The following is a 23,621-nucleotide window of genomic DNA, read 5'->3' as shown; positions in this document are numbered from 1 at the left end:
TAATACACTTGAGCATCCATTCCATATTAAAAGAATATTGGGGCCATGCCGCGTTCCGTCCATTGCAGGAAGACATCATCAATTCTGTGCTGGCCGGAAAAGATACACTCGCCCTGATGCCTACGGGCGGTGGCAAATCAATTTGCTTTCAGGTGCCGGCCATGGCCCGGGAAGGACTATGCCTGGTTATAAGTCCATTGATAGCGTTAATGAAAGACCAGGTTGATAACCTGCGTAAAAAAGGCATTACCGCCTTTGCTATTAATTCGGGAATGGGCCGCAAGGAAGTGATCAATATTCTCAAACTCGCAACCAACAGCAATTGCAAGTTCCTCTACGTTTCGCCTGAACGGCTCGAAACAAAATTGTTCCTTGAATACCTGCCTGCGATTGATATCAATCTTATAGCAGTTGATGAAGCGCATTGTATTTCGCAATGGGGCTATGACTTCAGACCGCCGTACCTGCGCATTGCTGCCTTACGTGAAGAACTTCCCAATATTCCCATTCTGGCGCTTACCGCCTCTGCCACACCAATAGTACAGAAAGATATTTGTGAGAAGCTGCAATTTCACAATCACAAGGTATTCAGCCGCTCGTTCGAACGGCCGAACTTATCATACAGTGTTTTCAATGTAGATACCAAGATCGGCAAGGTCACCGAAATATTACAAAAAGTAAAGGGCAGCAGCATCGTCTATTGCAAAAGCCGCAAGCGCACCAAAGAGATCAGCGATCTGCTGAACATGCATGGCATATCGGCCGACTTCTACCATGCCGGTCTTCAGCAGGAAGTACGCGTGCAAAAGCAGGCTGCCTGGATCAATAACTCCATACGCACTATCGTTTGCACCAATGCGTTTGGCATGGGCATCGATAAACCCGATGTGCGCGTAGTGGTGCATGCCGATGTACCCGATTGCCTGGAGAATTATTACCAGGAAGCAGGCCGCGCCGGCCGTGATGAAAAGAAATCATACGCCGTGTTATTATTCGATCACAAAGAGCTGGATGAACTGCACGAATTACCCGGGATCCGTTTTCCCAGTCTGGAAAATATCAGAAAGGTATATGAAGCGTTGATGAACTATTTGCAGATACCCTCCGGCTCAGGGGAAGGCAATTATTATAATTTCGATTTCACTGATTTTATAAAGAAATTCCAGCTCAATGTTCACATGGCCATTTATGCCATAAAAGCCCTGGAACAGGAAGGTTGGGTATCTTATAACGAACAGATATTTTTACCTGCCCGTGTGCAGTTCATAACCAATAAAGAATGGTTATACCAGTTTGAGCGCGACAACCCGCTGCTGGAACCACTGATAAAAACCCTGTTACGCACATACGAAGGTATTTTCGATATTCCGGTTAACATTCATGAAAAAAGTGTAGCGGGTTTACTGCGCAAAGAGGAAGCCGCCATTATACAGGACCTGAAACGATTACATGCCCATGCCATCATAGAATACATTCCACGCAAGGATAGTCCACAAATATATGTGATGTTGAACCGGGTAAGGCCAGCCACCCTGCGTTTTGACATAACCAGCTATGAAAAAAGAAAGCAACTGTTCATTGAGCGCATCCGCATCATGATGGGGTACATCCGTATCGAAAAGCAATGCCGAAGTCAGTATATAGCGGCTTATTTCGGCGACGATAAAACAAAGCCATGCGGCATTTGCGACAATTGCCTGCAACAAAAGGGTCATGGTTTATCGGCTGCTGAATTTGAAAACATTTCCCAATCTATTTTCAATGTCATCAACCAGCAACCGGTGGCCAGCGAAGTATTGCCACAACAACTTCCGGATATAAAAAAAGAGAAGCTTTATAAAGTGCTCGATTTTCTGCAAACAGAGAACAAGATCTACATCGATAAAGAAGGGTACGTGAAACCGGCTTAATAAAAAAGGGCTGGATGATATGATACCATCCAGACCCGAGCATCATTATTAATTGTTATTAAAGCTATTTTTTACCCGGCATGGCAGCTCCTACCTGCATCATCATCATATTGGGCGATTGTACATTGTGATGTTCAACAATTTGACCGGCATCGTTCAATTTGAATATATCCACATCTTTCATCTTAAACGATTTGTTGGTGGCCTTCATGCCCATGAAATCATTTTTAAAAGTACCTGTCCAGTCGCCCCATACCATTACCCAATCGCCATCGGCAACAAATTTCAGGTCGCTGCCTTTGTAGTCGGGAAAAGCGCTGAACATTGTAGTTAACATTTTAGCGATGCTATCCTTTCCCTTTATAGGAGGCATGCTTCCATCGCCATAATCAACACAATCAGCTGCGCAATCTTTCAGCATTTCGTTTACGTTATGCGAGGCCATGGCATCGTAGCTGGCCATCATTGTTTTCTTGTTGCGTTCGGCTTTGTTTTCAGTCATGCCAGTAGCTGACTCAGACTTTACGCTGTCTGTGCCAGCTGTTCCGGTTGTTTTGCTGGCATTGCTTTCACAAGCGGTGAAAAGAGTGGTGGATACTGCGAGCAATAGAAATACTTTCTTCATAATTGTTGTTTTAAATAAAAGAATAAATACCCGGGAACACCCAGTGGTGTAAGGTTGGAACTCACGGGAAACAATAGAAGATCCTATATGATTGCTGCAAATAAGCCTTATTAGAACCAGCTGCCCGATTTACGGCGCGAACTCTTGCCGCCCAGCCCCAATGCCCCCAGCAAACTACGGGTGATAACGTTGGCGGCGGTACGTCCTATTTGTTTGGTGACCGGACTTTCGAGCACTTTTTCCAGGGTTGATTTTTCTTCTTTTTGCGATGATCTTGCCGGCTTTTCTTCTTCTTTTTGTTGTTCTGCTTTTTGCGCGGCGTCGTTCAGTTTGGCCGCTAATATTTCACAGGCGCTTTCCCGGTCTTCATCATTGGCATATTTTTTCACCAGTTTTGATTGATTCACCAGGTTATCAATTTCCGCATCAGAAAGTACATCCATTCTCGAACGGGGCGGAACAAGCATGGTATGCACCAACGGCGTGGGAATGCCTTTTTCGTTCAGGGCTGTCACTAATGCTTCACCAATACCCAGCTGGGTAAGTAGTTCAGCAGTTTTATAATATTCGGTTTCGGGATAATTTTCAGCAGCCTGCTTAATGGTCTTTCTGTCGGCAGCAGTGAAAGCACGCAGGGCATGCTGTACTTTCAAGCCCAGCTGACTTAATATGGCAGCGGGAACATCCTGCGGGTTCTGCGTACAAAAGAAAATACCCACGCCTTTTGATCGAATGAGTTTTATAACCGTTTCAATTTGCTGCAACAGCGCATCGGTTGCTTCCTGAAAAACCAGGTGGGCCTCATCAATAAACAGTACCAGTTTGGGTTTATCCATGTCACCAGCTTCGGGCAGGGTTGCATACAATTCGGCCAGCATCTGCAGCATAAAGGTGGAGAACATTTTGGGCCGGTTTTGCATCTCCGTTACACGTAAAACGCTGATGATACCTCGGCCATCATCGGCAATACGCATGAGGTCGTCGATCTCGAATGAAGGTTCGCCAAAGAACAGATCGGCACCCTGCTGTTGTAACTCTATTACTTTACGTAGAATAGTACCGGTACTGGTGGTAGCAACTTTACCATAAGCCTGCTCAATTTCTTTCTTGCCTTCATTGCTCACATACTGTATCACCTTCACAAAATCTTTCAGATCGAGCAAAGGCATTTTATTATCATCGCAGTATTTGAATATAAGCGACACAATGCCTTCCTGTGTATTGTTAAGATCAAGTATCTTCGATAACAAAATGGGACCGAACTCGCTTACCGTAGCACGCAGGCGCACGCCTTTTTCGTTGCTCAGGGTCATAAGCTCAACGGGGAAAGCGGCAGGCTTATATTCCCCCCCGATCTTTGCCAGGCGTTCTTTGATATTATTATTTTCAGAACCGGCGGCGGCAATACCGCTCAGGTCGCCTTTTATATCCATCAGCAATACCGGCACACTGGCATCACTCAAAGCCTCGGCTATCAGTTGCAGGGTTTTAGTTTTACCGGTTCCCGTTGCCCCGGCGATGAGCCCATGACGGTTCATTGTTTTTAATGGGATGCATGCATCTGCCCCGGCGAGCACCTCTCCATCCAATACAGCAGTACCTATGCGAAATGATTCTCCTTTAAATGTATAATTATCCTTTACCAGCTGAACAAATGCATCTTTATCAGGCATAATGGAATTTTGTGGCAGAAAGATACATGTTTACCCCGAATCAGCAAGCCGTGGGAGGCAACAGATTATATTTTTTACAGAAGTATAATGCCCCTTAGCCTGCATCCTAATAAGCTGAAAATGATCAAATTAAATATTGCCCGGCTATTAAAAACAAAGGGAGCCATCCGCCACCGACCGATAACTCCCCAATAACATTACGTATGTGTTTTTATTAGCACAACTTGTCCCTACAAATGTCGGGATTGGCTAATTAGCACATCAGCACATTACATCTCCTCTTCCCGCTCCAGCATCAAAATAGCGCTTTGCGGAACGATATAGTACTTATCATTTTCGTACAGCACTTCGGTAGCGCCACTTAGTAAAAAGATGGCCAGGTCGCCTTCTTTCGCCTGTAAGGGCACATATTTAACCTGTTCTTCGCTGCTTTTCCAGGTTTCCTCCTCAACCGGTAAGGGAATTGCATAACCGGGCCCGGTTTTTATTACATAACCTTGTTGTACCTTTTCGCGCTCCCCCACCCCCGGTGGCAGGTAAAGGCCGGTATCGGTACGTTCATTGGGCTTTGCAGGGCGAATCAATACCCTGTCGCCAATGACAATAAGCTTTTTGAATTTGTTATCGGTTGTCAAACGCATATGAGCTGGCATTAAAGATGTAAAATTAACCAATTAACTGATCATACTTATTAATTGCCACTCAACCGGTAAACAGGGATTATTAACAAAAAATTACGCGGCTATTGCCGGTTTTCGCAAATGATTTAACTTTATTTACACTATCGAACTAAATCTACATCACAATGGAAGGAAAGAAACCTAAAATTTTATTATGCGAGGACGACCAGAACCTTGGAATGGTGTTGAAGAATTACCTGGAACTGAATGATTTTGATGTGACGCTTGAACGTGACGGTCGCCTGGGTCTTGCCGCTTTTCAACGCGAAAGATTTGATCTTTGCTTACTTGATATAATGATGCCCCACATGGATGGGTTCACCCTGGCCGAAGAAATTCGCGACGTGGATCCTGATATTCCATTATTCTTCCTCAGCGCCAAAACAATGAAGGAAGATATCATCCAGGGCTACAAGCTGGGCGCCGATGACTATATCACCAAGCCATTCGATAGCGAAGTATTGTTATTGAAAATAAAGGCCATTCTGAAAAGGAATGAAGAAGTGAATAAAGAACAGGAAAATAAAGAATACGACCTGGGCGATTATCACTTCAATCCCAAATTACGCGAGCTGAGCCACAGCGGTAAAACACAAACATTGTCGCCCAAGGAAAATGAGTTGCTGAAAATGCTGTGCGAGCATATGAATGACCTGTTGCCACGTGAGCAGGCGCTCAAAAAGATCTGGGGCAGCGATACCTATTTCAATGGCCGTAGTATGGACGTGTATATTGCCAAATTGCGCAAATACCTGAAAGATGATGACAGCATTGAGATCGTGAACATACATGGTAATGGCTTCCGCCTGGTAGTACCGGTGGCGTAGCCCCCGCCCCCTAAAGGGGGAGTACCTGATCGATTACAAGATCCTTTTTATAAAAAAACGCTGAGTATATGGGTTGAACCACATATTCAGCGTTTTTTATTATCTATTGCAGAATTTGTTCTAATCAAACAAGGTATTCGTTCCGCCGCTTCCCGGCGCTACCCGCCCCAGGTGCGCATACGCCTTGTGCGTAGCTTCGCGACCGCGGGGCGTACGTTTTATAAAACCTTCCTGAATTAAAAAGGGTTCATATACTTCTTCCAGCGTACCCGTTTCCTCGCCCACTGCTGTTGCAATGGTCGTAATGCCTACCGGGCCGCCCTTGAATTTATCAATAATGGTTAGCAAAATGCGGTTATCCATTTCATCGAGACCGTGTTCATCAACCTTCAATGCCCGTAAACCATGCTGCGTTATACCCATATCGATAACGCCATTGCCCAGCACCTGCGCAAAATCGCGCATGCGGCGCAAGAGGGCATTGGCAATACGTGGAGTACCGCGGCTGCGCCGGGCAATTTCACCGGCTGCATCAGACGTTATTTTTGTGCCCAGGATGCCGGCAGAACGCTGAATGATCTTTTGCAATGTTTCGGCCGTATAATATTCCAGACGTTCCTTAATAGCAAAGCGCGATAATAAAGGAGCCGTCAGCAAACCACTGCGAGTGGTGGCCCCGATCAATGTAAACGGATTAAGCGTCAATTGTATGCTTCTTGCATTTGGACCACTGTCGATCATAATATCGATGCGGTAGTCTTCCATCGCGGCATACAGGTATTCTTCCACCACGGTGCTCAGGCGGTGAATTTCATCAATAAACAATACATCGTTGGGCTCCAGGTTGGTGAGCAAACCGGCGAGGTCGCCGGGCTTTTCAATAACAGGGCCACTCGTTTCCTTAATATTCACCCCCAGCTCATTAGCAACAATGCGGCTGAGCGTGGTTTTACCCAAACCGGGCGGGCCATGGAACAGAACATGGTCCAGGGCTTCGCCACGCATTTTAGCGGCTTTGATAAAAATTGTCAGGTTCTCAATGATCTGTCCCTGCCCCGAAAAATCATTTATTTCCCGGGGGCGGATATTATTCTCAAACTCTTTATCCGCCGCACTGAGCGTTTCTTTATTGTTATTTAAGTTCGGATTGGCCATTAGATTGGACGTAGTTGTAAAACTACGCAAATGTACCGTTCTTAAATCATACCGGGATGGAAACACAAAATTCCCTAACTTAATAGAGTACTGTGCTTATTCTGAACAAAAAAACAGGATCATGAAAATAGGCATCATTGGCTCCGGCGAAGTTGGCCAAAAACTGGCCACTGCTTTTTTAGCCGAGGGCCACGAAGTCATGCTGGGCACCCGCAACCCCGGCAAGGAAGAAGTAAAGAAATGGAAGCAGCAAAACCCCAAAGGGCAATGCGGCACATTTGGTGTAACCGCCCAATTCGGCGATATACTGGTGCTGGCCGTTGCCGGTTCAGTAGCTGATTCGGCCATCAAGCTATCGGGCACCTCTCACTTCAACAACAAGATCGTGATAGATGCTACCAACCCCATAGCAGCTGCACCGCCGAAAGACGGGGTGCTTTCCTTTTTTACCGACTTGAATGAGTCGCTGATGGAACGGTTGCAAAAACAAATTCCACAGGCCAAAATGGTAAAAGCGTTTAATAGTGTGGGTAACGCCCAAATGTACAAACCAACCGTAAAAGGCGGACCACCCACTATGTTCATTTGCGGCGACGACGAAAAAGCCAAAAAAACAGTAACGGAAATATTAACTTCCTTTGGATGGGACACAGCTGATATGGGAAAAGCCACTGCCGCCCGCGCCATAGAGCCATTATGCATTTTGTGGTGCATTCCGGGTTTTCTCGAAAACCAATGGACACATGCATTCAAGCTGTTGAAGGTATAAGGTTTTCTACCTTATAGTTTATACCTTTAACCCATGAATTTCGAAACCTTTCAGCAAAGCCTGCAAACCAATACGCCACCCGCTACCATCAACGTATACCTGCAATCCTTATGGTACGATGCCAAGGGCGATTGGGACCAGGCCCACACATTAATACAGGACGTACCTGATAAATCTGCAGCCTGGATACATGCCTATTTGCACCGCCGCGAAGGTGATGTGTGGAATGCCAATTACTGGTACACCAAAGCCGGTAAACGAATGCCCGGTTATTCCCTTGAACAGGAATGGGAAGAAATTGTGAAAGCGATGTTATAAAGAAGTATAAAAGCGGAAGAGACTTGGAAAACCTAAGCTGTTGAGTATTTTTATATCTCAATTCCTAAAACACCCATGGATCTTTCGTTTATTTTCGTTCCTTTTGCTCTTTCCTGCTTATTTGTAATTTATTATTTTTCACGCTACCTCACCACCCGCAAACCAGCGACGGGCGCTTTATTTCGAACTACAGAGATCATTACGATAATTATAGCACCTTTATAAACCCATCCGTAAATCGTATAACCGGGTTGGTGACATCATTCACCGCTATTAGGGTGTTTTCAACAACAAATACATCTGCGACGTTGTTTACCTTTTAATGAAACCGGCGGAATGGCTTTTTTTATTAACGCTTTATACGTTCGACAGAAAACCTGAGAACAGGATCGCCAAACAATATATAAGCCGGTTGCACAGGCAGCAACTGGAGCATTAACCAAACTAAACCCGTTCAATTTTACAGATATAACAACAGGCCTCGGCATTGCGGGCATGCAGGTATTCAATTTCGGGATACAGCTCAAATGTACGGGCAATTAATTCATCTACATCATCATCGCCCACCAGTTGTGTAAATACCATCACCTGGTCTTTACTATAGCCGATCAATGATAATGGAAAGCTTTTCTTATTTGCTTTTATTTCTGGCGGGAACCGATGCACATCTTTGTATTCCTCCACTTCTTCTTTATTGATAAACACAGGGCCGGGCTGGTTATAAGCATTGTCAACGGCGAAAGGACTATGACTGATCAACAGCCGCTTATCGATCCCCTTTTTAAATGGCTTCAGTGATACCCGGCAGGGCCCCGATCCGGTGGCCACCTGCTCAATTACTGAGTGACCAAATTCATCTTTACCCGTTGATCTTATATGTGCTGCGTAATCCTTTGATAACGGAACAATTTTAAACTTCTTCATCGATAGCAATTTTTTGTGATACAAAATTGCAGCTATCAAAAGCCTGTTTCAACCCGTTTATTGCTAAAATGGCGTTACCATGTTTCATGGTTTTGAACTAAACATGGTAAAATTCGTTTCTCAGGAGAAAAGAAAAAATGGCTGCTACAAATGAAACAACGATTTGCCAACCTGAATAATTAAACCCCAGTATATGCTCAGTGTTTCAGATACCGGCTAAGTTGTAGAATAAGATCAGGGTCGGGACAATTGGCGAGGTATTTTTCTTTTTCAGAATACTTACATACGCCCGGATAATCACCTTCTTTCAATTCCATATCCCGGATGATCTGAAAATGAAGGTGCGGCGGCCAATGGCCATTTTCATGCAGCTCGCCAAAATGCGCAATGGTTTGTCCAATGCTAACATAATTTCCGGCCGAAATAGATTGAAGATCACGCAGGCTCAAATGCCCGTATAATGTATAAAACGGCACCCCATCCAACTGATGCAATAAAATTAACGTGGCGCCATAATCACCAAATTGATCATTGAATGCAAAACTGTGGATCATACCCCCCATAAATGCATAAACGGGTGTTCCGGCAGCGCCCCAAACGTCAACGCCTAAATGTAACCGGCGAGGCTCCTCGCTGGGTTGTTTTCCATCAAAATGTGGGCTGATGCTGTAAATGGTCCTGTGTTCGGCATAACCACCTATACCATACCGGGAGTTGGACGATTGCAGTTTTTGTTGAATGTAATCGCTAAAAACACGCTCATCACCAAGGATTTCGGGTGTAAGCTCCTTATTCTGCTGTGTAAAATCAAGCGTAGATAACCGGTCTTTACCCGGATTGAAATCCACTACACCGTGAAAGGTATTCTGATACTTGCGGATGATATTTTCAAATGTGCCCGGCTCCAAGTTGATAAAATTATAATGCGCTAATAATCAGCCCTGTTAAAATGAATTTGTTTATGACCTTTCGCTAATATACAATCATCTCCTTAATAATCAAGCAATAAGTAAAATCCAACGATACAAACAACTACTTAGTATTCATGAACTTTTCAACACAAATTATAAAATGGCATAATTTCTGACTACTATATATAAACATTGCAGAGTATGGATACGTGGACGATTATATTTTATATGATACTGGCAGCTACGATTGTGTCTTATGCCATTCTGATGAACTACAAGAAAGATCAGAATGAGTTGGGAACCGGGGACCAGGAGGAATCAAAAAAGAGTCATTGATCTTTAACTCCAGTTCACTGGCAACTGTCACTTCTCTTTGCGGCATCAATTCGCTGTAATTTACTTCGATATTGCTGATCAATTTATCTTCCAGCATAGCCGCCATTGTGTCGAAATACAAGACTACATGCTCACGCACATTTTTTTTCAGCCATCTAAAGCCACCGGGTAACCGGTTCAGCACTTCCCGGTCTTCGAGATACTCAATATTATGAATATCCGTAGGCGTTAGTCCCAATTGTTGCAGCTTCATTAGTAACAAATTAACCGGTACATTGGTAACCGCACAGGCTTCCTGCGCCAGCTCCGTCCACTCACCGGTACCGGTATGGGCATAGGTAACGATCTCTTCTTTTGTCAATTTGGTAGTAGCCTGTAATAAATGTCCGCAATTACAGGCGCCATGATGCCCCCAGGCATAATAATTGCCATTTTCCAGCCCGGCTGCCGCTGAACGCAGCCCCTCGATCAATGCAGTATTTGGATGTGCCATATTGCTAATTTCCTAATAAAACAGTTAAGGAAAAAGATTAGTTTACAGCCGGCGGAGGATCCGGGGGCGGAAATCCCTGTGAAAACGTTAAATGAAAAACAGTGCAAAATATACCCCTTCACCCGGCGTTTAACTCTATCACCTGCAAAATCAATTGCCTTGAAAACACGTATCGCACTGCTATTGGGCCTGCTGTTTTGTGGTCTCTTTCTGACGTCAACTCAAGCTCAAACCATTACGGGCGCCTGGAAAGGCAAGATCGGTTCGGCCCATACCGAATTGAAACTCATTAAAAAAGGCGATAGCCTGTTAGGCACATCGTATTACTACACGTCGCGCAGCAACTATATTCGCTATGCGGTGAAGGGCTACTTTGATCCCAACAACAACAGTGTTGTCTGGTGGGACGATGCCATGCTCGAAGACCGGCTCTCGGGCAAAATTTTCGGTGATGATAAAGAAGCCCTGCTTTCGGTGGCAGACTTTAATTGCCCCGGTGAAAGAACAATGCGGCTCGATGGCGAAAGCACCAAACGTGATAATAAAAACAAACCCAAAGGCACTATTGCCCTTGAAAAGATCAATTCTTCGGGGTTTCATGATGAATGGGATTTTGTGATCGAGAATTATATCTATGGCGCCAATGATCCCGAGATCATTGACAGTATTGCCCGGTTACATGGTGTGCCCAATGAAGTAACTGAAGAAAGGGAGACCGAGCTTGCCAGCACAACAGTGAAGTCTGTTCCTAAAAATGATCCTTCCATTACTGTTAAAGCACCACCGATCGTTGAGAAGAAAAAACCAACGCCAGCTACCCCATCCACAGCGCAGCAGAAATATTCTACGCGTGAAAAGAAGCTGGCAACGGTTATTCCCATTACCGGCGACAGCATTGAATTGCGGTTTTATGATAATGCGGTGGTCGATGGGGATTCTATTGCCGTTTTCCTTAACGACCGCATGGTGTTTGAACACGTTCGGTTGAACAATAAGCCCTACACGCTCACCTTACCTGTAAGTGAGCTCGGGGAAGACAATGAAATGGTGATGGTGGCCGAGAACCTGGGAACTATTCCGCCAAACACCTCGCTGATGGTTTGTATTGTTGATGGCAAGCGTTATGAAGCGCGGTTAGAGAGTACAGAGAACAGTAGTGCGTTGATTAGATTTATAAAACAGAAAAAGAAAAAAAGTGGGTCACCTTTTTAGTGACCCACCTTACATATTTTAAACAACTACATTTTTTAAACTACCACATTCACCATTTTACCCTTCACATAAATGATCCTTTTGTGCGGCTTGCCTTCCATCCACTTTTGAATGACCTCATTGCTCAACACAATTCTTTCCACATCATCCTGTGGGGCATCCATCGCAATATGAATGGTTGTACGCAGCTTTCCATTTACTGAAATAGGATATTCCTTGCTGCTTTCAACCAGGTAGCTTTCGTTGAATTTTGGAAATTCAGCATCCAGTATAGAACCGGTATTGCCCAGCAAATGCCATAACTCTTCGCTCACATGCGGCGCATAGGGTGTAAGCAATATCAACAGTGGTTGCAGAATTTCTTTTTTATTGCATTTCAGATCTATTAAATCGTTTACACACACCATGAAGGCGCTAACACCGGTATTGAACGAGAAGCGTTCGGTATCTTCTTCAATTTTTTTGATGGTGCGGTGCAGTACTTTTAACTCGGCAGGGGTAGCCTTTTCTTCATTCCATACTTTTCCTTTCATGTCATCAAAGAACTGGCGCCACAGCTTTTTGAGGAAGCGGTGCACCCCTTCAATACCTTTTGTTTCCCAGGGTTTGCTTTGTTCAACGGGTCCCAGGAACATTTCATACATGCGGAAGGTATCGGCGCCGTATTTATTCACCACATCATCGGGGTTCACGGTATTGTACAGGCGCTTGCTCATTTTCTCTACTTCGGTTCCGCAAATGTATTTGCCATCTTCCAGCATGAATTCTGCGTTTTCATATTCCGTGCGCCATTTTTTAAATGCCGATACATCGAGCTCTAAACCATCAACAATGTTAACGTCTACGTGTATAGCATCGGTTGAATATTGATCTTTTAACCCAAGCGATACAAATTTGTTTGAGCCATGAACACGGTATACAAACCGGCTGCTGCCCTGGATCATACCCTGGTTAACAAGCTTTTTATACGGCTCATCGTGACCAATATAGCCCAGATCGAACAGGGCTTTCGTCCACATACGGCTGTACAGCAAATGCCCAACAGCATGTTCGGTACCACCGATATACAGATCAACCTGGCCCCAGTAATCGCTGGCCTTACGGCTGCAGAATTCGGTGGCATTTTGCGGGTCCATATAACGCAGGAAGTACCAGCTGCTGCCGGCATAACCAGGCATGGTATTCGTTTCCAGATCGCGTGAGGTCCACTCAGCAATGTTCGCCAATGGCCCCTCGCCTTCCGGCCCCGGCTTATAACTTTCTACATGCGGCAATTCCAGTGGCAATTCGTTTTCTGCCATGGGATATGCAATACCATTCTTCCAAACAATAGGAAATGGTTCGCCCCAATAACGCTGCCGGCTGAAAGCCGCATCGCGCATTTTAAAATTCACCTTACGCACACCAATGCCCATTTCTTCAATTTTCTGTATCACTACTTCCATGGCATTGCGCATTACCATGCCATTCAGGAAGCCTGAATTTTCGAGTTTGGCATCTTTGGTAGCATTGGCTTCCTTACCATCATAATGCGAACCAATGATATTGGTAATAGGTATGCTGAAATGTTGTGCAAACTTATGATCGCGTTCATCGCCACAAGGCACGGCCATAATGGCCCCGGTTCCATACCCTGCGAGTACGTACTCGCTGATCCACACGGGAATTTCGCGGCCATCGAATGGGTTCAATGCATAGGCCCCGGTAAAAACGCCGGAGATCTTCTTTTCGGCCATTCGCTCACGTTCGCTGCGGCTTTTTACATAAGCAATATAATCTTCCACCGCCTGTTTATGTTCGGGCGTGGTGATCGATTCTATAAGATCATGTTCGGGTGCTATTACCATGAAGTCGACCCCGAATATGGTATCGGGGCGTGTAGTATATACGGTAAGTAGTTCTTTTGAACCTTTCAGGTTAAAGCTGACCTCTGCCCCATAGCTTTTCCCGATCCAGTTGGTTTGCATTTCCTTCATCGATTCGCTGAACTCGATGCGTTCCAACCCCTCCAGCAGGCGGTCGGCGTATTCAGTTATGCGCAGGTACCACTGTCTTAATTTTTTCTTAACCACCGGGTGACCACCTCTTTCACTTACCCCGTTCACCACTTCGTCGTTGGCCAGCACGGTACCCAATGCCTCGCACCAGTTCACTTCGCCATAGCCGCAATATGCCAGGCGATATTCCATCAAAATATCCTGCTGTTCCTTTTCTGTAAATGCGGCCCATTCCGCAGCGGAGAATACCCGCTTTCCGGTTTTGGCGATCTGGTATTTGTCGTGCGGAATTTCATACCCTGCATTTCCTTCCTTTTCGAAAGCTTTTACCAGGTTATCGATATGTTCGGCCTTTTTTGTTTTGCGGTTATACCAGCTATGGAACAATTGTAGAAAGATCCATTGGGTCCATTTGTAGTAGGCCGGGTCGCTGGTGCGGAATTCGCGGTCCCAGTCGAAACAAAAACCAATATTATCGAGCTGACGGCGGAAATTATTAATGTTCTGATCGGTGCTCACTGCCGGATGCACGCCATGGTCAATGGCATATTGCTCGGCGGGCAGCCCAAACGCATCGTACCCCATGGGGTGCAGTATGTTGAACCCTTTTAACCGTTTAAAGCGGCTGTAAATATCACTGGCAATATAGCCCAGCGGATGGCCAACATGTAAACCCACCCCACTTGGGTAAGGAAACATATCCAGTACGTAAAATTTAGGTTTCGGGGAATCATTGCTCACCTTGTAGGCGCCTGACGCTTTCCATTGTGCCTGCCATTTTTTTTCAATATCCCTGAAGTTGTATTCCATAATTAGTGCTTGGTTCTGGGTTCTTATATTTTAGTTCTGCTTAATTTTTGGTTTGCTTTTTGCCTTTCTCTCTGACAATCAAACGTTGAGGAAACGTTAAAAAGTCACCGACCCCTGAAATTTTTATACCATCTTAATCGTTTAGAAGGATGTCAAAAATACGGATAATAACCGTTTTACCGGGATAAAACCGTTATTTTTGCCGCTCTTTTGACGCATTATTATCCCTTCAAAAACAAATAATACATGGCGCAATTCGGAAAAGCATCGGCCAAGCGTTCCAAACCATCTTACTTTATGGCCATCCTGGGCGTTACCATTGTACTCTTTTTTGTAGGCGTTTTCGGATGGCTGTTATTAAATGCCAGCCGGTATACCGAAGAACTGAAAGAAGACATCAAACTTCAGGTTTACCTGCGCAGAAACGCTACCCAGGCCGATGTGGATACACTGATGCAGTACATTAAATCGCGCCCTTACACCAAAACCGTTGAATACATAGACAAAGAGGCCGCCAAAAAGCAATGGATGGACAAAGGGGAAACCGATTTCCAGGAATTGCTGGACGAGAACCCGCTGCCTGCCTCCATTGATTTTAACCTCAAGAACATGTATGTGCAGAAGGATACCATCGCGGCCATCAAGGCCGACCTGGAGCAGCGGCAACTGGTGATCGAAAGTGTAAAATATCCTGCTTTTGTGGTGGAAAAAATGGGTTCATCGGTACGGGCCGGGCTCATCGTATTTGCCTCACTGGCCGCCCTGTTCTGTATCTTATCTATTATCCTTATTGATAATACCATCAGGCTGGCCATGTACAGTAACCGGTTCCTGATTAAGACCATGCAAATGGTGGGCGCTACCCGCGGGTTTATAGCCAAGCCGCTGAATATGCGGGCAGTACTGAATGGATTGATCGCCGCCCTGGTGGCTATTGGCCTTATTTACGGGTTGATGATGTTGTCGGAATATTTTCTACCCTATCTCCGCGACCTGCGGGATAATGGCAAGGTGGCCACCCTGTTCCTCTTTTTGATAGTGCTGGGTATCAGCATTTCCCTGTTCAGCACCTATCGCAGCGTGGTAAAATACCTGAAAATGAAACTGGACGAGCTTTATTAAGCGCCCCGGCCAGCTGGCTCCTGTTGATAAAGATTTTTTATGCCCCTTTAACGAACCGGGCACACAAAGTTTACATATATTGCGCACCTAATAATTGGCCCAAATGAAGGAAACAAAAAAACAAACCGCTCCTGCTACCAGCCTGTTCACCAGGGAAAATTATATCTGGATCATTGCAGGTATTATTCTGGTAGGTATTGGTATTATTTTAATGGCGGGTGGCAACAGCGACGATCCCAACGTTTTCAGGGAAAATGAAGTGTACAGCGCTCGTCGAATCACTATTGCGCCCATTTTGATTTTGCTGGGACTGGGTGTTGAAGTGTATGCCATTTTCAAAAAGCCCAAGAATAGTTAATACAAACTAATTAATAAGGTAATAAGGCGATGCTTGATAAGGTATCGCTTTATTTGTTTTATACAGTTAAGCCTGTCTGTTCTGCTAACCCGTTAGCCAATTAATTCATTAACTCGTTAACTGATCAACAAAACAACAAATGAGCACGTTACACGCCATCATCATTGCTATTATTGAAGGTTTAACCGAATTTTTACCCATTTCATCAACCGGGCATATGGCCATTGCCTCTGCCATCATGGGCGATAACGGCGACTTTGCCAAACTGTTTGAGATCGTTATTCAGTTTGGCGCCATTTTATCGGTAGTGGTGCTGTACTGGCGCAAATTTTTTGATTTTAAAAAGATCTCCTTTTATATAAAGCTCATTATTGCCATTATACCGGCCCTGGCCTTTGGCGCTTTGTTTAAAAAGCACATTGATGCCATGCTCGAAAAGCCCATGATCATTGCACTTATTATGTTGCTGGGCGGTATTGTACTGCTGTTTGTTGATAAATGGTTTCAAAAATCAACCATCGATAATGAAGCGAACATCAGCAATAAAAAAGCCTTTATCATTGGTTTGTACCAGGTGCTTTCGATCGTTTTTCCCGGTTTAAGCCGAAGCGCGGCTACCATTATTGGTGGTATGCAACAGAAATTAAGCCGGCGCCTGGCGGCAGAATTCTCTTTCTTCCTGGCCGTACCCACCATGCTGGCGGCAACAGTTTATAGCCTGTACAAGATGTATAAAGAACAACCTGAAGTACTCACCCATAGCGGAAACATAGGTACGCTGTTGTTAGGTTGTGCTATCGCATTTATTGTTGCCATACTGGCCATCAAATTCTTTATTACCTTTTTGCAGAAACATGGTTTCCGGCTGTTTGGCTGGTACCGTATCATTGTTGGCCTGGCTTTAATCATCCTTTTTTATACCGGTGTTATTGGTTAATAAATGAGATAGCCACTCGTATTCCCCTAAACTGTCCAAAGCTACTATTATGCAAACTGCACCCCGTAAAGTGATCAACGCCTGGTGTATGTACGACTGGGCCAACTCGGCCTACAACCTGGTGATTACTTCTACCATATTTCCGGCTTATTTTGAAGGCGTCACTAAAAACCGGATGCCCGATAATGAAATAGAATTCCTGGGCCGCAGGTTTGTGAATACGGCTTTATATAATTATGCCCTGGGTACCGCATTCATAGTGGTGGCCTTTATTATTCCGATACTCACTTCTATAGCCGATTACCGGGGTAACAAGCGCAATTTCATGCGCTTTTTTTGTACCATGGGCGCTATATTCTGTTGCCTGCTATACTTTTTTGCGCCGGAATATGTTCCGGAAAACGCCAATCGCCTTTCTTCAACAAGCTTAACGATTGGCATTTTTTGTATGGTGTTATCGTGCATTGGCTTTTGGGGCAGCCTCGTATTCTATAATTCTTTTCTACCCGATCTGGTACCACATAACCAGCGCGACCGCATCAGTGCGCGCGGTTATACCTGGGGATATATAGGCAGCGTTATTTTGCAGATACTTTGTTTTATAGTTGTATTCTTTCCGGAATCGTTTGGCTTCCATAGCAAATTTGATAAAGACTTTATGCCTGCCCGCATTTCGTTTGTGCTGGTGGGTTTGTGGTGGTTTGGTTTTGCCCAGATCCCTTTCCGGTATTTGCCTATCAATACAATGAAGGAACGGCGTGAGCTCAAAAATGTATTCAGCAATGGCTTTCTTGAATTAAAGAAAGTATGGACCCAGCTGAAACATATGCGCGTTCTTAAATTGTTCCTGGTATCCTTCTTCTGGTACAGTGCCGGTATACAAACCGTCTTTCTCGCTGCTACACAATTCGGGGCGAAAGAACTGCACCTGCCCACCGATAAGCTTATTATTACCATCATGATCATTCAGCTGGTGGCCATTCCCGGCGCTATTATTATTTCGCGGGCCTCTGAACGTTTTGGTAATATTCAAACCTTAATGACTGTGGTGCTGATATGGATAGGCGCCTGCATTGGTGCCTACTACACGTATACAGATATTCAATTCTATATTCTTGGCGCTGTTGTGGGTCTGGTAATGGGCGGTATTCAATCGCTTAGCCGCTCTACCTATTCGAACCTCATGCCCGAAACAAAAGACACGGCTTCTTTCTTCAGCTTTTATGATGTTACTGAAAAAGTAGCGCTGGTGATTGGTATGTTCACGTTTGCTTTTATTGAAGAACAAACCATTCATTTTGGCGGCATGCGTAACTCGGTACTGGCTCTCATGTTTTTCTTTATGCTGGGTTTTGTTTGGCTGGGTTTAACAATGAGCGCGTTAAAAAAGGCCCAAAAGCAATCCTCAGGCACTGCCCAGGGCTAATGATGTAAAAAATTGTGGTAGTATTTTTGCAAACAGAAGAGATCATTGGTGCAGCAGGGATACAATGAACCAGGAATTAAAAACTTAGAACCAAACACTATTTATAACATGCAGTTATATTCAATAAATACCGGCTATTTCAGACTGGATGGCGGCGCTATGTTTGGTGTAGTGCCTAAATCGATATGGAATAAACTGAACCCTTCTGATGAAAACAACCTGTGTAACTGGGCCATGCGCAGCATGCTGATACAGGAAGAGAACCGGCTCATTTTAATTGATAACGGCATTGGCGATAAACAGGATGATAAATTTATGCGACACTATTACCTGAACGGCGACGACTCGCTGAACAAATCGCTGGCCAAATACGGGTTCCATGCCGATGATATCACCGATGTATTTTTAACCCATCTGCATTTCGATCATTGTGGTGGCAGTATCATTCGTTCGGGCGATAAACTGGTGCCTGCTTTTAAAAATGCTACCTACTGGAGCAACTTACGGCATTGGGAAGCTGCCACACAACCCAATGACCGTGAAAAAGCCTCCTTCCTGAAAGAGAATATTTTGCCGATCGAGGAAAGCGGGCAATTGAAATTTGTTGAACCCACCGATGGTGTTCAATTTTCCGATACCATGAAAGTACGGTTCGTGTACGGGCATACAGAAGCGATGATGTTGCCACAGATCAGCTACAAAGGACATACTGTTATATATGTCGCTGATCTGTTACCGGCTGTAGCTCACCTGCCTATTCCCTACGTAATGGCGTACGATATGTTTCCGCTTTCAACCATGCAGGAAAAAAAACAATTCCTTACCGAAGCAGTGGACAACAATTACATTCTCTTTTTTGAACATGACCCGGTGAATGAATGTTGTTCGTTACAACAAACAGATAGAGGCGTACGTCATAAGGAAGTATTCAAATTGGAAGATCTGAAATAACTGAGATAAAAGTTTTGAGCAAAGGTGAGTCGCTCTTTAAGAGCGGCTCATTTTTTTTGCAAGGTGAGCCTCCCTTTAAAGGAGACTCACCTTTTTTATTTATAGCCAGTAAGATGTCTGAACGTTGATAATTGATCAACCGTTACTAACGGATGTTAATTAAACCATTATTAATTAATCAGCTACAGGCTTTATTTTCATTTGAATTTCGTATACGGCATAAGCATAAAAACAGACTGCTATTTAAACACGCTATCATATCCTTCATACGCGTACAAACAACACTATGGATATCCGTTGGCGTTATTAACAGTAAAAGCACATCATAGAAACACTCAAAATCAACCAGATACGCAATTGTCGTAATTGACGTTTTTGTCGTTTCTATGGTATTACCGGTCTATTTGCAGAAAATGCATTATAATTTTTAAACATATCATTCGTGCGACACAATTCGCATGCGTCATTTTTATAATATTTTTTGAAATTGGTTGAAAATCAATTTTCGGCCGATTTTTAAATTTTGATCTTCCAAATTGCAAAATGGCCGGTTTTTAAAAATTCGATCTGCATGAAGGGGCGAGTGTCGCATCGTTTGAGTTGAATTCACGGGCGACGAGCCAAAACTGACATTTTCAAATTTTGAGCTTTCGTGCATTTTGGGATCCGGGCAATATTCCGATTCCGGATTATTTTTTACTGGCGGTCAATTTTTTAAATTCGGGACCGGTTGCTTACTTTTTGAGGATGCTGGTTAGGAGGAATGGGGTGGGTTTATTAGAATTTGCGCCAACTGAAAAATGGGGAGTTTTAAATTTGGTGTATCTATTTTATTTTTTGGGTTGGAACCGCTAATTCGTGTTTTCATCACTCCGCACCGCGGCTTTACTTTCATGCTTCATGGTTATATTTTCCTGATTTCATTCGGTGAAAAATGGGCTGGCAACATTAAGGCTTTGCATAATGAGTTTGCCCCTTTACATGGCGAATTCACTGTTTTACATGGCGAATTCACTGTTTCACATGGCGAATTCATTGTTTTACATGACGAATTCACTGTTTTAAATGACGAGTTTAACAGCCAACATAACGAGTTTGAATTGTTTTTTTCAGTTTGAACAGGCCGCATATCGTGTTTGTGGCAAAATTTTTCAATTTCAGTCTATTGCATGCAGAGTTAATCGCAGCACGTGTTTAGTTACAGCTTACTCTTTCCCTGAGTTAACGAACTCTTGTCAGGAGTAAGCTAATTCCCGAACTGAATAAGCTTCAACCCGCACAGCAAGCTGATAAACTCGTATTGCAGGCTCATAAACCCGCGCTGCAAACATTTAAACTTGCGCAACAGGCTCATAAAACCGCCCTGCAGACCAATAAAATCGCCCTGCAAAGCATAAAAAACCACCAAACAAAGCATACAAATCTGAAAACAGCTCATTCAATTCACCAAACAGCAAGCTCAAACCGGGCTGCAGCATAAAAAAACCGCCCCAACGGTACTGTTGGGGCGGGCAACAAATTTTTCAGTGATGTATACAGTGTTTAAATTGAAGCAAACTGCAGTCGAAAAAAATCATTATAGATTGGAAATCAGGCTACTACCGACCAAAACCGATTCTCTCCCACTCTACAGGCTAACCAGGGAAGTGAGCGGATAGCGCAGATTACGATAGCTGATCATATCGATCTTTACGCTGCCAACAGATATTGGGCTTTCAATCCGGATGGGAATATGATTCCGGTCATCGCTTACCCAAACCGTCATTTTCTCGCCACCCTCAAAAATGGTCCCTTTAATAAGTAATGGCTTAAATTTAATAGCCCTGAACTTCCCATATTTGGTCTTGATGGTTTCCTTGCCCAGGTAACGGATGTACATTTCATACACTTCATTGTCAAGGAACATGGAGAAATTGATCTTGTCGTTAACCTTCAGTTTATTAAACTCAATATTCCGGGAATAATAAACCGCGCTTAACACATCCTGCACGCACTCGGGCACCTTGTAAACCCCCTGGTTGGTCACCGCTGAATTAGCGGCCTTATTGAAAGTTACATTCTCATATTTCTTATAGCCACCTTCATACACATTACGGATAAAGCGGTATGGCTGCAGGGTTCCCGTGTCGATATAAGTTTCATACTTATCCCGAACCTTGAAGAAGTTATCGTAAAAACTATAGGTTTTTCCGTCGCCAATAATATGATATACGGGTTTACCGGCCATTTTCTCCACTGTAGTGGTGAAAGAAGCTTCACCAGCCCCGAAATAGGCGCCTACTACAGTATAAAATACCTTCAAAGTGATCACCTCTCCATTCGAAAAGGCCGAGTTACGGATCTCGCAAAAGCCGTCCCCCGCTCTCAGCGGAAAACTTATAACAAAAAGCAGGAGAAAAACGAGTGGTCGGTTTACTTTCATGTAACGCTATTCAATTAATCCAATTAATAAGGTTGACGTCCGGGCCGGTGTATTTATTTTCTATTATTAAATACTTTAATGCCTAAAATTAGTAAACTCCCTATCAACGCTGGTATTACCAGGTTTATGATCCAAACGGCCAGCGATGTGGCCAGTATTCCGGTAATATTGCTATCAAAAAGTTGTACCACTTCAATGCCGACTTTCCATCGAACCCCTAACTCGGTGATCACTGCTATGGTGGGTACTATTGCTAAAACAAGGAATATTACACTAACCGAACCGGCAACCTGTGCAACAGTTATGTGCACATCAAACACATCGAACAGCAGGTAATATTGCCCTAAAAAAACGCTGTATCTCAGTACAGATAAAGACAGGATCCGTAAAAGGATAGTTGCGTTAAGATTATCTAAAACCCTGATATAAGATACAGGTTTCCGCAACCGGGGCATCTTTTCAACCCATCTTACCAGCCCTGCTAAACGAAAATAAAATAATGTTAAAATTACTGCCCCAGCTATGGCTGCATATAACACCAATTTCAGCCAAAGCCCGGCAAACGTATGAAGCAATTCTGTATTCCCATATGATTGCAGATATAAAATTCCGCCAATTCCAACCCACAAAGTAACCAGCAACTGCCCCATACTGCATACAATAGTAAGAGAAATTGCCTTTATTCGCTTGCCTTCACCAAGATATAATATGCGCCCCATGTATTCCCCTATACGGTTGGGGGTAAAAAATGCCAGCGTAGTTCCGGTAAAAACAGCTTTGCAACTCTGTATAAATGATAATCGCTGTACCTGCTTTATGGCGATCTGCCATTTACGGGCTTCCACCCCCCAATTAACAAACATGAATACTATTGCCAGTACCATCTTCCACCATTCAACACCCGTTGTTGCCCGCCATGCATGCTGCAGGGAAGCCTTCCAGTTGTTCTGCCGTAATAATTGCTGGTAAATTGACCAGGCCAGCAGGCAAAACACCAGCGGCCCTATAACATAGTTGAGAAGAATTTTGATATTTTTGTTCGACGTCACCAAAATAAGTTTACAAAGTAATTACATCCCCACACTCATTGCATACACCTTCAAAAATAATTCTTGGTATAGATCCCGGCACCCTGGTAATGGGATATGGCATTATAGCCGTATCGCCGCAAAAAATAAAACTGCTCGAAATGAGCATACTCAAGCTGAACAGTCGTAAAGACAATTATGAACGCTTGCAGCTCATTCACCAAAAAGTAAGCGAACTTATAAAAGCGCACAAGCCTTCCAGCTTTGCCATTGAAGCGCCTTTTTTTGGGAAGAACGTACAAAGTATGCTCAAGTTGGGCCGCGCTCAGGGCGTAGCCATTGCAGCTGCTATAAATGCCGGGCTGGAAGTTTTTGAATATTCCCCCAAAAAAATAAAGCAATCCATTACCGGTAATGGTAATGCGGGAAAAGAACAGGTATGGCAAATGCTGCAACGCATCCTTTCCATTCAACATAATACAGATATCAAATACCTCGATGCTTCCGATGCGCTGGCGGTGGCGGTATGCCATCATTTCCAGGACAATACCCTGTTAAAAACCGCCGGCAAAAAACTAAAAGGCTGGGAAGATTTCATTGCGAAAAACCCCGACAGGATAATAGCGAAACGGCAAAGCTGAACGGGAAATGCTCATGATCTTCGAGATCAACCTGCATCTTGCATCGTTAAATAGCCGATTGCCTGCTGCCGGTTATCTGGTTCCTACTCTGGCCGC

Annotated in this window: 23 protein-coding genes; 13 read left to right on the top strand and 10 right to left on the bottom strand. The window is 44.1% G+C overall.

Annotated elements, in window-relative coordinates:
- Positions 1–8: 8 nt before the first annotated feature.
- A complete protein-coding gene (locus tag A3860_RS24470; protein WP_081150954.1) occupies positions 9–1,910 on the top strand; it encodes a RecQ family ATP-dependent DNA helicase in 1,902 nt (633 codons plus the stop codon).
- A gap of 64 nt (positions 1,911–1,974) precedes the next feature.
- Here A3860_RS24470 and A3860_RS24465 read toward each other — a convergent pair whose 3' ends face one another.
- From A3860_RS24465 to A3860_RS24455, 3 genes are all read right to left on the bottom strand, one after another.
- Entirely contained in the window at positions 1,975–2,535 is a 561-nt protein-coding gene (locus A3860_RS24465) for an ester cyclase (RefSeq protein WP_081150952.1), read from the bottom strand.
- 110 nt (positions 2,536–2,645) lie between these two features.
- Positions 2,646–4,208 (bottom strand): helicase HerA-like domain-containing protein, encoded by a 1,563-nt coding sequence (locus tag A3860_RS24460; protein WP_081150950.1) that lies wholly within the window; start codon positions 4,206–4,208, stop codon positions 2,646–2,648.
- 269 nt (positions 4,209–4,477) lie between these two features.
- Positions 4,478–4,849 (bottom strand): co-chaperone GroES, encoded by a 372-nt coding sequence (locus A3860_RS24455; RefSeq protein ID WP_081150948.1) that lies wholly within the window; start codon positions 4,847–4,849, stop codon positions 4,478–4,480.
- A 164-nt stretch (positions 4,850–5,013) separates the two neighbouring features.
- On the opposite strand from A3860_RS24455, the gene A3860_RS24450 reads away from it, so the two are divergent.
- Positions 5,014–5,715 carry a response regulator transcription factor gene (locus A3860_RS24450; RefSeq protein ID WP_014223080.1) on the top strand — a complete coding sequence of 234 codons (702 nt, stop codon included), beginning with the start codon at positions 5,014–5,016 and terminating at the stop codon, positions 5,713–5,715.
- Between the two features lie 120 nt (positions 5,716–5,835).
- On the opposite strand, the gene ruvB is transcribed toward A3860_RS24450, so the two are convergent.
- Positions 5,836–6,870, bottom strand: coding sequence for a Holliday junction branch migration DNA helicase RuvB (gene ruvB / locus A3860_RS24445; RefSeq protein WP_081150946.1), 1,035 nt, complete (start codon positions 6,868–6,870; stop codon positions 5,836–5,838).
- Positions 6,871–6,991: 121 nt separating this feature from the next.
- Here ruvB and A3860_RS24440 point away from each other — a divergent pair, with 121 nt between their 5' ends.
- The 3 genes from A3860_RS24440 (at position 6,992) to A3860_RS42310 (ending at position 8,396) form a co-directional block, all read left to right on the top strand.
- On the top strand, positions 6,992–7,639 hold the full coding sequence (locus A3860_RS24440) for an NADPH-dependent F420 reductase (protein ID WP_081150943.1): 648 nt from the start codon (positions 6,992–6,994) through the stop codon (positions 7,637–7,639).
- Between the two features lie 33 nt (positions 7,640–7,672).
- Positions 7,673–7,957, top strand: a complete 285-nt coding sequence (locus A3860_RS24435) for a hypothetical protein (protein ID WP_081150940.1) — start codon at positions 7,673–7,675, stop codon at positions 7,955–7,957.
- Positions 7,958–8,255: 298 nt separating this feature from the next.
- Positions 8,256–8,396 (top strand): DUF6688 family protein, encoded by a 141-nt coding sequence (locus tag A3860_RS42310; protein ID WP_394334798.1) that lies wholly within the window; start codon positions 8,256–8,258, stop codon positions 8,394–8,396.
- Positions 8,397–8,401: 5 nt separating this feature from the next.
- Here the strand turns inward: A3860_RS42310 and A3860_RS24430 are convergent, their stop codons facing one another.
- The 3 genes from A3860_RS24430 to A3860_RS24420 all read right to left on the bottom strand — a co-directional run bounded on the left by A3860_RS24430 (position 8,402) and on the right by A3860_RS24420 (position 10,621).
- A complete protein-coding gene (locus tag A3860_RS24430) occupies positions 8,402–8,881 on the bottom strand; it encodes a DUF1203 domain-containing protein (RefSeq protein WP_081150938.1) in 480 nt (159 codons plus the stop codon).
- Between the two features lie 197 nt (positions 8,882–9,078).
- The gene (locus tag A3860_RS24425; protein ID WP_081150936.1) at positions 9,079–9,789 is read right to left on the bottom strand and encodes a peptidoglycan DD-metalloendopeptidase family protein; all 711 of its coding nucleotides are present in this window, start codon (positions 9,787–9,789) and stop codon (positions 9,079–9,081) included.
- Positions 9,790–10,033: 244 nt separating this feature from the next.
- Complete coding sequence (locus tag A3860_RS24420; RefSeq protein ID WP_081150934.1) at positions 10,034–10,621, bottom strand: hypothetical protein; 588 nt, start codon at positions 10,619–10,621, stop codon at positions 10,034–10,036.
- Positions 10,622–10,780: 159 nt separating this feature from the next.
- Here A3860_RS24420 and A3860_RS24415 point away from each other — a divergent pair, with 159 nt between their 5' ends.
- Positions 10,781–11,833 carry a hypothetical protein gene (locus A3860_RS24415; protein WP_081150932.1) on the top strand — a complete coding sequence of 351 codons (1,053 nt, stop codon included), beginning with the start codon at positions 10,781–10,783 and terminating at the stop codon, positions 11,831–11,833.
- A 35-nt stretch (positions 11,834–11,868) separates the two neighbouring features.
- On the opposite strand, the gene leuS is transcribed toward A3860_RS24415, so the two are convergent.
- Entirely contained in the window at positions 11,869–14,640 is a 2,772-nt protein-coding gene (gene leuS, locus A3860_RS24410; protein ID WP_216823501.1) for a leucine--tRNA ligase, read from the bottom strand.
- 246 nt (positions 14,641–14,886) lie between these two features.
- Between leuS and A3860_RS24405 the strand changes: the two genes are divergently transcribed.
- The 6 genes from A3860_RS24405 (at position 14,887) to A3860_RS24380 (ending at position 20,552) form a co-directional block, all read left to right on the top strand.
- Positions 14,887–15,762 carry a cell division protein FtsX gene (locus A3860_RS24405; RefSeq protein WP_081150928.1) on the top strand — a complete coding sequence of 292 codons (876 nt, stop codon included), beginning with the start codon at positions 14,887–14,889 and terminating at the stop codon, positions 15,760–15,762.
- A gap of 103 nt (positions 15,763–15,865) precedes the next feature.
- A complete protein-coding gene (locus A3860_RS24400; RefSeq protein WP_081150926.1) occupies positions 15,866–16,120 on the top strand; it encodes a DUF3098 domain-containing protein in 255 nt (84 codons plus the stop codon).
- A 139-nt stretch (positions 16,121–16,259) separates the two neighbouring features.
- On the top strand, positions 16,260–17,057 hold the full coding sequence (locus tag A3860_RS24395; protein ID WP_081150924.1) for an undecaprenyl-diphosphate phosphatase: 798 nt from the start codon (positions 16,260–16,262) through the stop codon (positions 17,055–17,057).
- 49 nt (positions 17,058–17,106) lie between these two features.
- Entirely contained in the window at positions 17,107–18,483 is a 1,377-nt protein-coding gene (locus tag A3860_RS24390) for an MFS transporter (RefSeq protein ID WP_081150922.1), read from the top strand.
- 108 nt (positions 18,484–18,591) lie between these two features.
- Positions 18,592–19,434, top strand: a complete 843-nt coding sequence (locus tag A3860_RS24385) for an MBL fold metallo-hydrolase (protein WP_081152248.1) — start codon at positions 18,592–18,594, stop codon at positions 19,432–19,434.
- An 800-nt stretch (positions 19,435–20,234) separates the two neighbouring features.
- Positions 20,235–20,552, top strand: coding sequence for a hypothetical protein (locus A3860_RS24380; protein WP_081150920.1), 318 nt, complete (start codon positions 20,235–20,237; stop codon positions 20,550–20,552).
- Positions 20,553–21,061: 509 nt separating this feature from the next.
- Here the strand turns inward: A3860_RS24380 and A3860_RS24375 are convergent.
- Both A3860_RS24375 and A3860_RS24370 read right to left on the bottom strand, forming a co-directional pair.
- Positions 21,062–21,856, bottom strand: coding sequence for a DUF3108 domain-containing protein (locus A3860_RS24375; RefSeq protein WP_081150917.1), 795 nt, complete (start codon positions 21,854–21,856; stop codon positions 21,062–21,064).
- A 53-nt stretch (positions 21,857–21,909) separates the two neighbouring features.
- Positions 21,910–22,905, bottom strand: coding sequence for a lysylphosphatidylglycerol synthase transmembrane domain-containing protein (locus tag A3860_RS24370; RefSeq protein WP_158085345.1), 996 nt, complete (start codon positions 22,903–22,905; stop codon positions 21,910–21,912).
- A 38-nt stretch (positions 22,906–22,943) separates the two neighbouring features.
- Between A3860_RS24370 and ruvC the strand changes: the two genes are divergently transcribed.
- Positions 22,944–23,525, top strand: coding sequence for a crossover junction endodeoxyribonuclease RuvC (gene ruvC / locus A3860_RS24365; protein ID WP_081150913.1), 582 nt, complete (start codon positions 22,944–22,946; stop codon positions 23,523–23,525).
- Positions 23,526–23,621 lie beyond the last annotated feature (96 nt).

This window comes from Niastella vici, assembly GCF_002077945.1.
GTDB lineage: Bacteria > Bacteroidota > Bacteroidia > Chitinophagales > Chitinophagaceae > Niastella > Niastella vici.
The sequence above is the reverse complement of the archived record's forward strand: the minus strand, read 5'-3'. Positions and strand labels throughout refer to the sequence as shown.

What these genes read in the sequence shown, in the direction of transcription:
- A3860_RS24440 (WP_081150943.1), top strand. Translation starts at nt 6,992, where the DNA reads ATGAAAATAGGCATCATTGGCTCCGGCGAAGTTGGCCAAAAACTGGCC.
- A3860_RS24465 (WP_081150952.1), bottom strand. Translation starts at nt 2,535, where the DNA reads ATGAAGAAAGTATTTCTATTGCTCGCAGTATCCACCACTCTTTTCACC.
- A3860_RS24460 (WP_081150950.1), bottom strand. Translation starts at nt 4,208, where the DNA reads ATGCCTGATAAAGATGCATTTGTTCAGCTGGTAAAGGATAATTATACA.
- A3860_RS24450 (WP_014223080.1), top strand. Translation starts at nt 5,014, where the DNA reads ATGGAAGGAAAGAAACCTAAAATTTTATTATGCGAGGACGACCAGAAC.
- A3860_RS24420 (WP_081150934.1), bottom strand. Translation starts at nt 10,621, where the DNA reads ATGGCACATCCAAATACTGCATTGATCGAGGGGCTGCGTTCAGCGGCA.
- leuS (WP_216823501.1), bottom strand. Translation starts at nt 14,640, where the DNA reads ATGGAATACAACTTCAGGGATATTGAAAAAAAATGGCAGGCACAATGG.
- A3860_RS24430 (WP_081150938.1), bottom strand. Translation starts at nt 8,881, where the DNA reads ATGAAGAAGTTTAAAATTGTTCCGTTATCAAAGGATTACGCAGCACAT.
- A3860_RS24390 (WP_081150922.1), top strand. Translation starts at nt 17,107, where the DNA reads ATGCAAACTGCACCCCGTAAAGTGATCAACGCCTGGTGTATGTACGAC.
- ruvB (WP_081150946.1), bottom strand. Translation starts at nt 6,870, where the DNA reads ATGGCCAATCCGAACTTAAATAACAATAAAGAAACGCTCAGTGCGGCG.
- A3860_RS24395 (WP_081150924.1), top strand. Translation starts at nt 16,260, where the DNA reads ATGAGCACGTTACACGCCATCATCATTGCTATTATTGAAGGTTTAACC.
- A3860_RS24380 (WP_081150920.1), top strand. Translation starts at nt 20,235, where the DNA reads ATGGGGAGTTTTAAATTTGGTGTATCTATTTTATTTTTTGGGTTGGAA.
- A3860_RS24385 (WP_081152248.1), top strand. Translation starts at nt 18,592, where the DNA reads ATGCAGTTATATTCAATAAATACCGGCTATTTCAGACTGGATGGCGGC.
- A3860_RS24375 (WP_081150917.1), bottom strand. Translation starts at nt 21,856, where the DNA reads ATGAAAGTAAACCGACCACTCGTTTTTCTCCTGCTTTTTGTTATAAGT.
- A3860_RS24455 (WP_081150948.1), bottom strand. Translation starts at nt 4,849, where the DNA reads ATGCGTTTGACAACCGATAACAAATTCAAAAAGCTTATTGTCATTGGC.
- A3860_RS24435 (WP_081150940.1), top strand. Translation starts at nt 7,673, where the DNA reads ATGAATTTCGAAACCTTTCAGCAAAGCCTGCAAACCAATACGCCACCC.
- A3860_RS24405 (WP_081150928.1), top strand. Translation starts at nt 14,887, where the DNA reads ATGGCGCAATTCGGAAAAGCATCGGCCAAGCGTTCCAAACCATCTTAC.
- A3860_RS24400 (WP_081150926.1), top strand. Translation starts at nt 15,866, where the DNA reads ATGAAGGAAACAAAAAAACAAACCGCTCCTGCTACCAGCCTGTTCACC.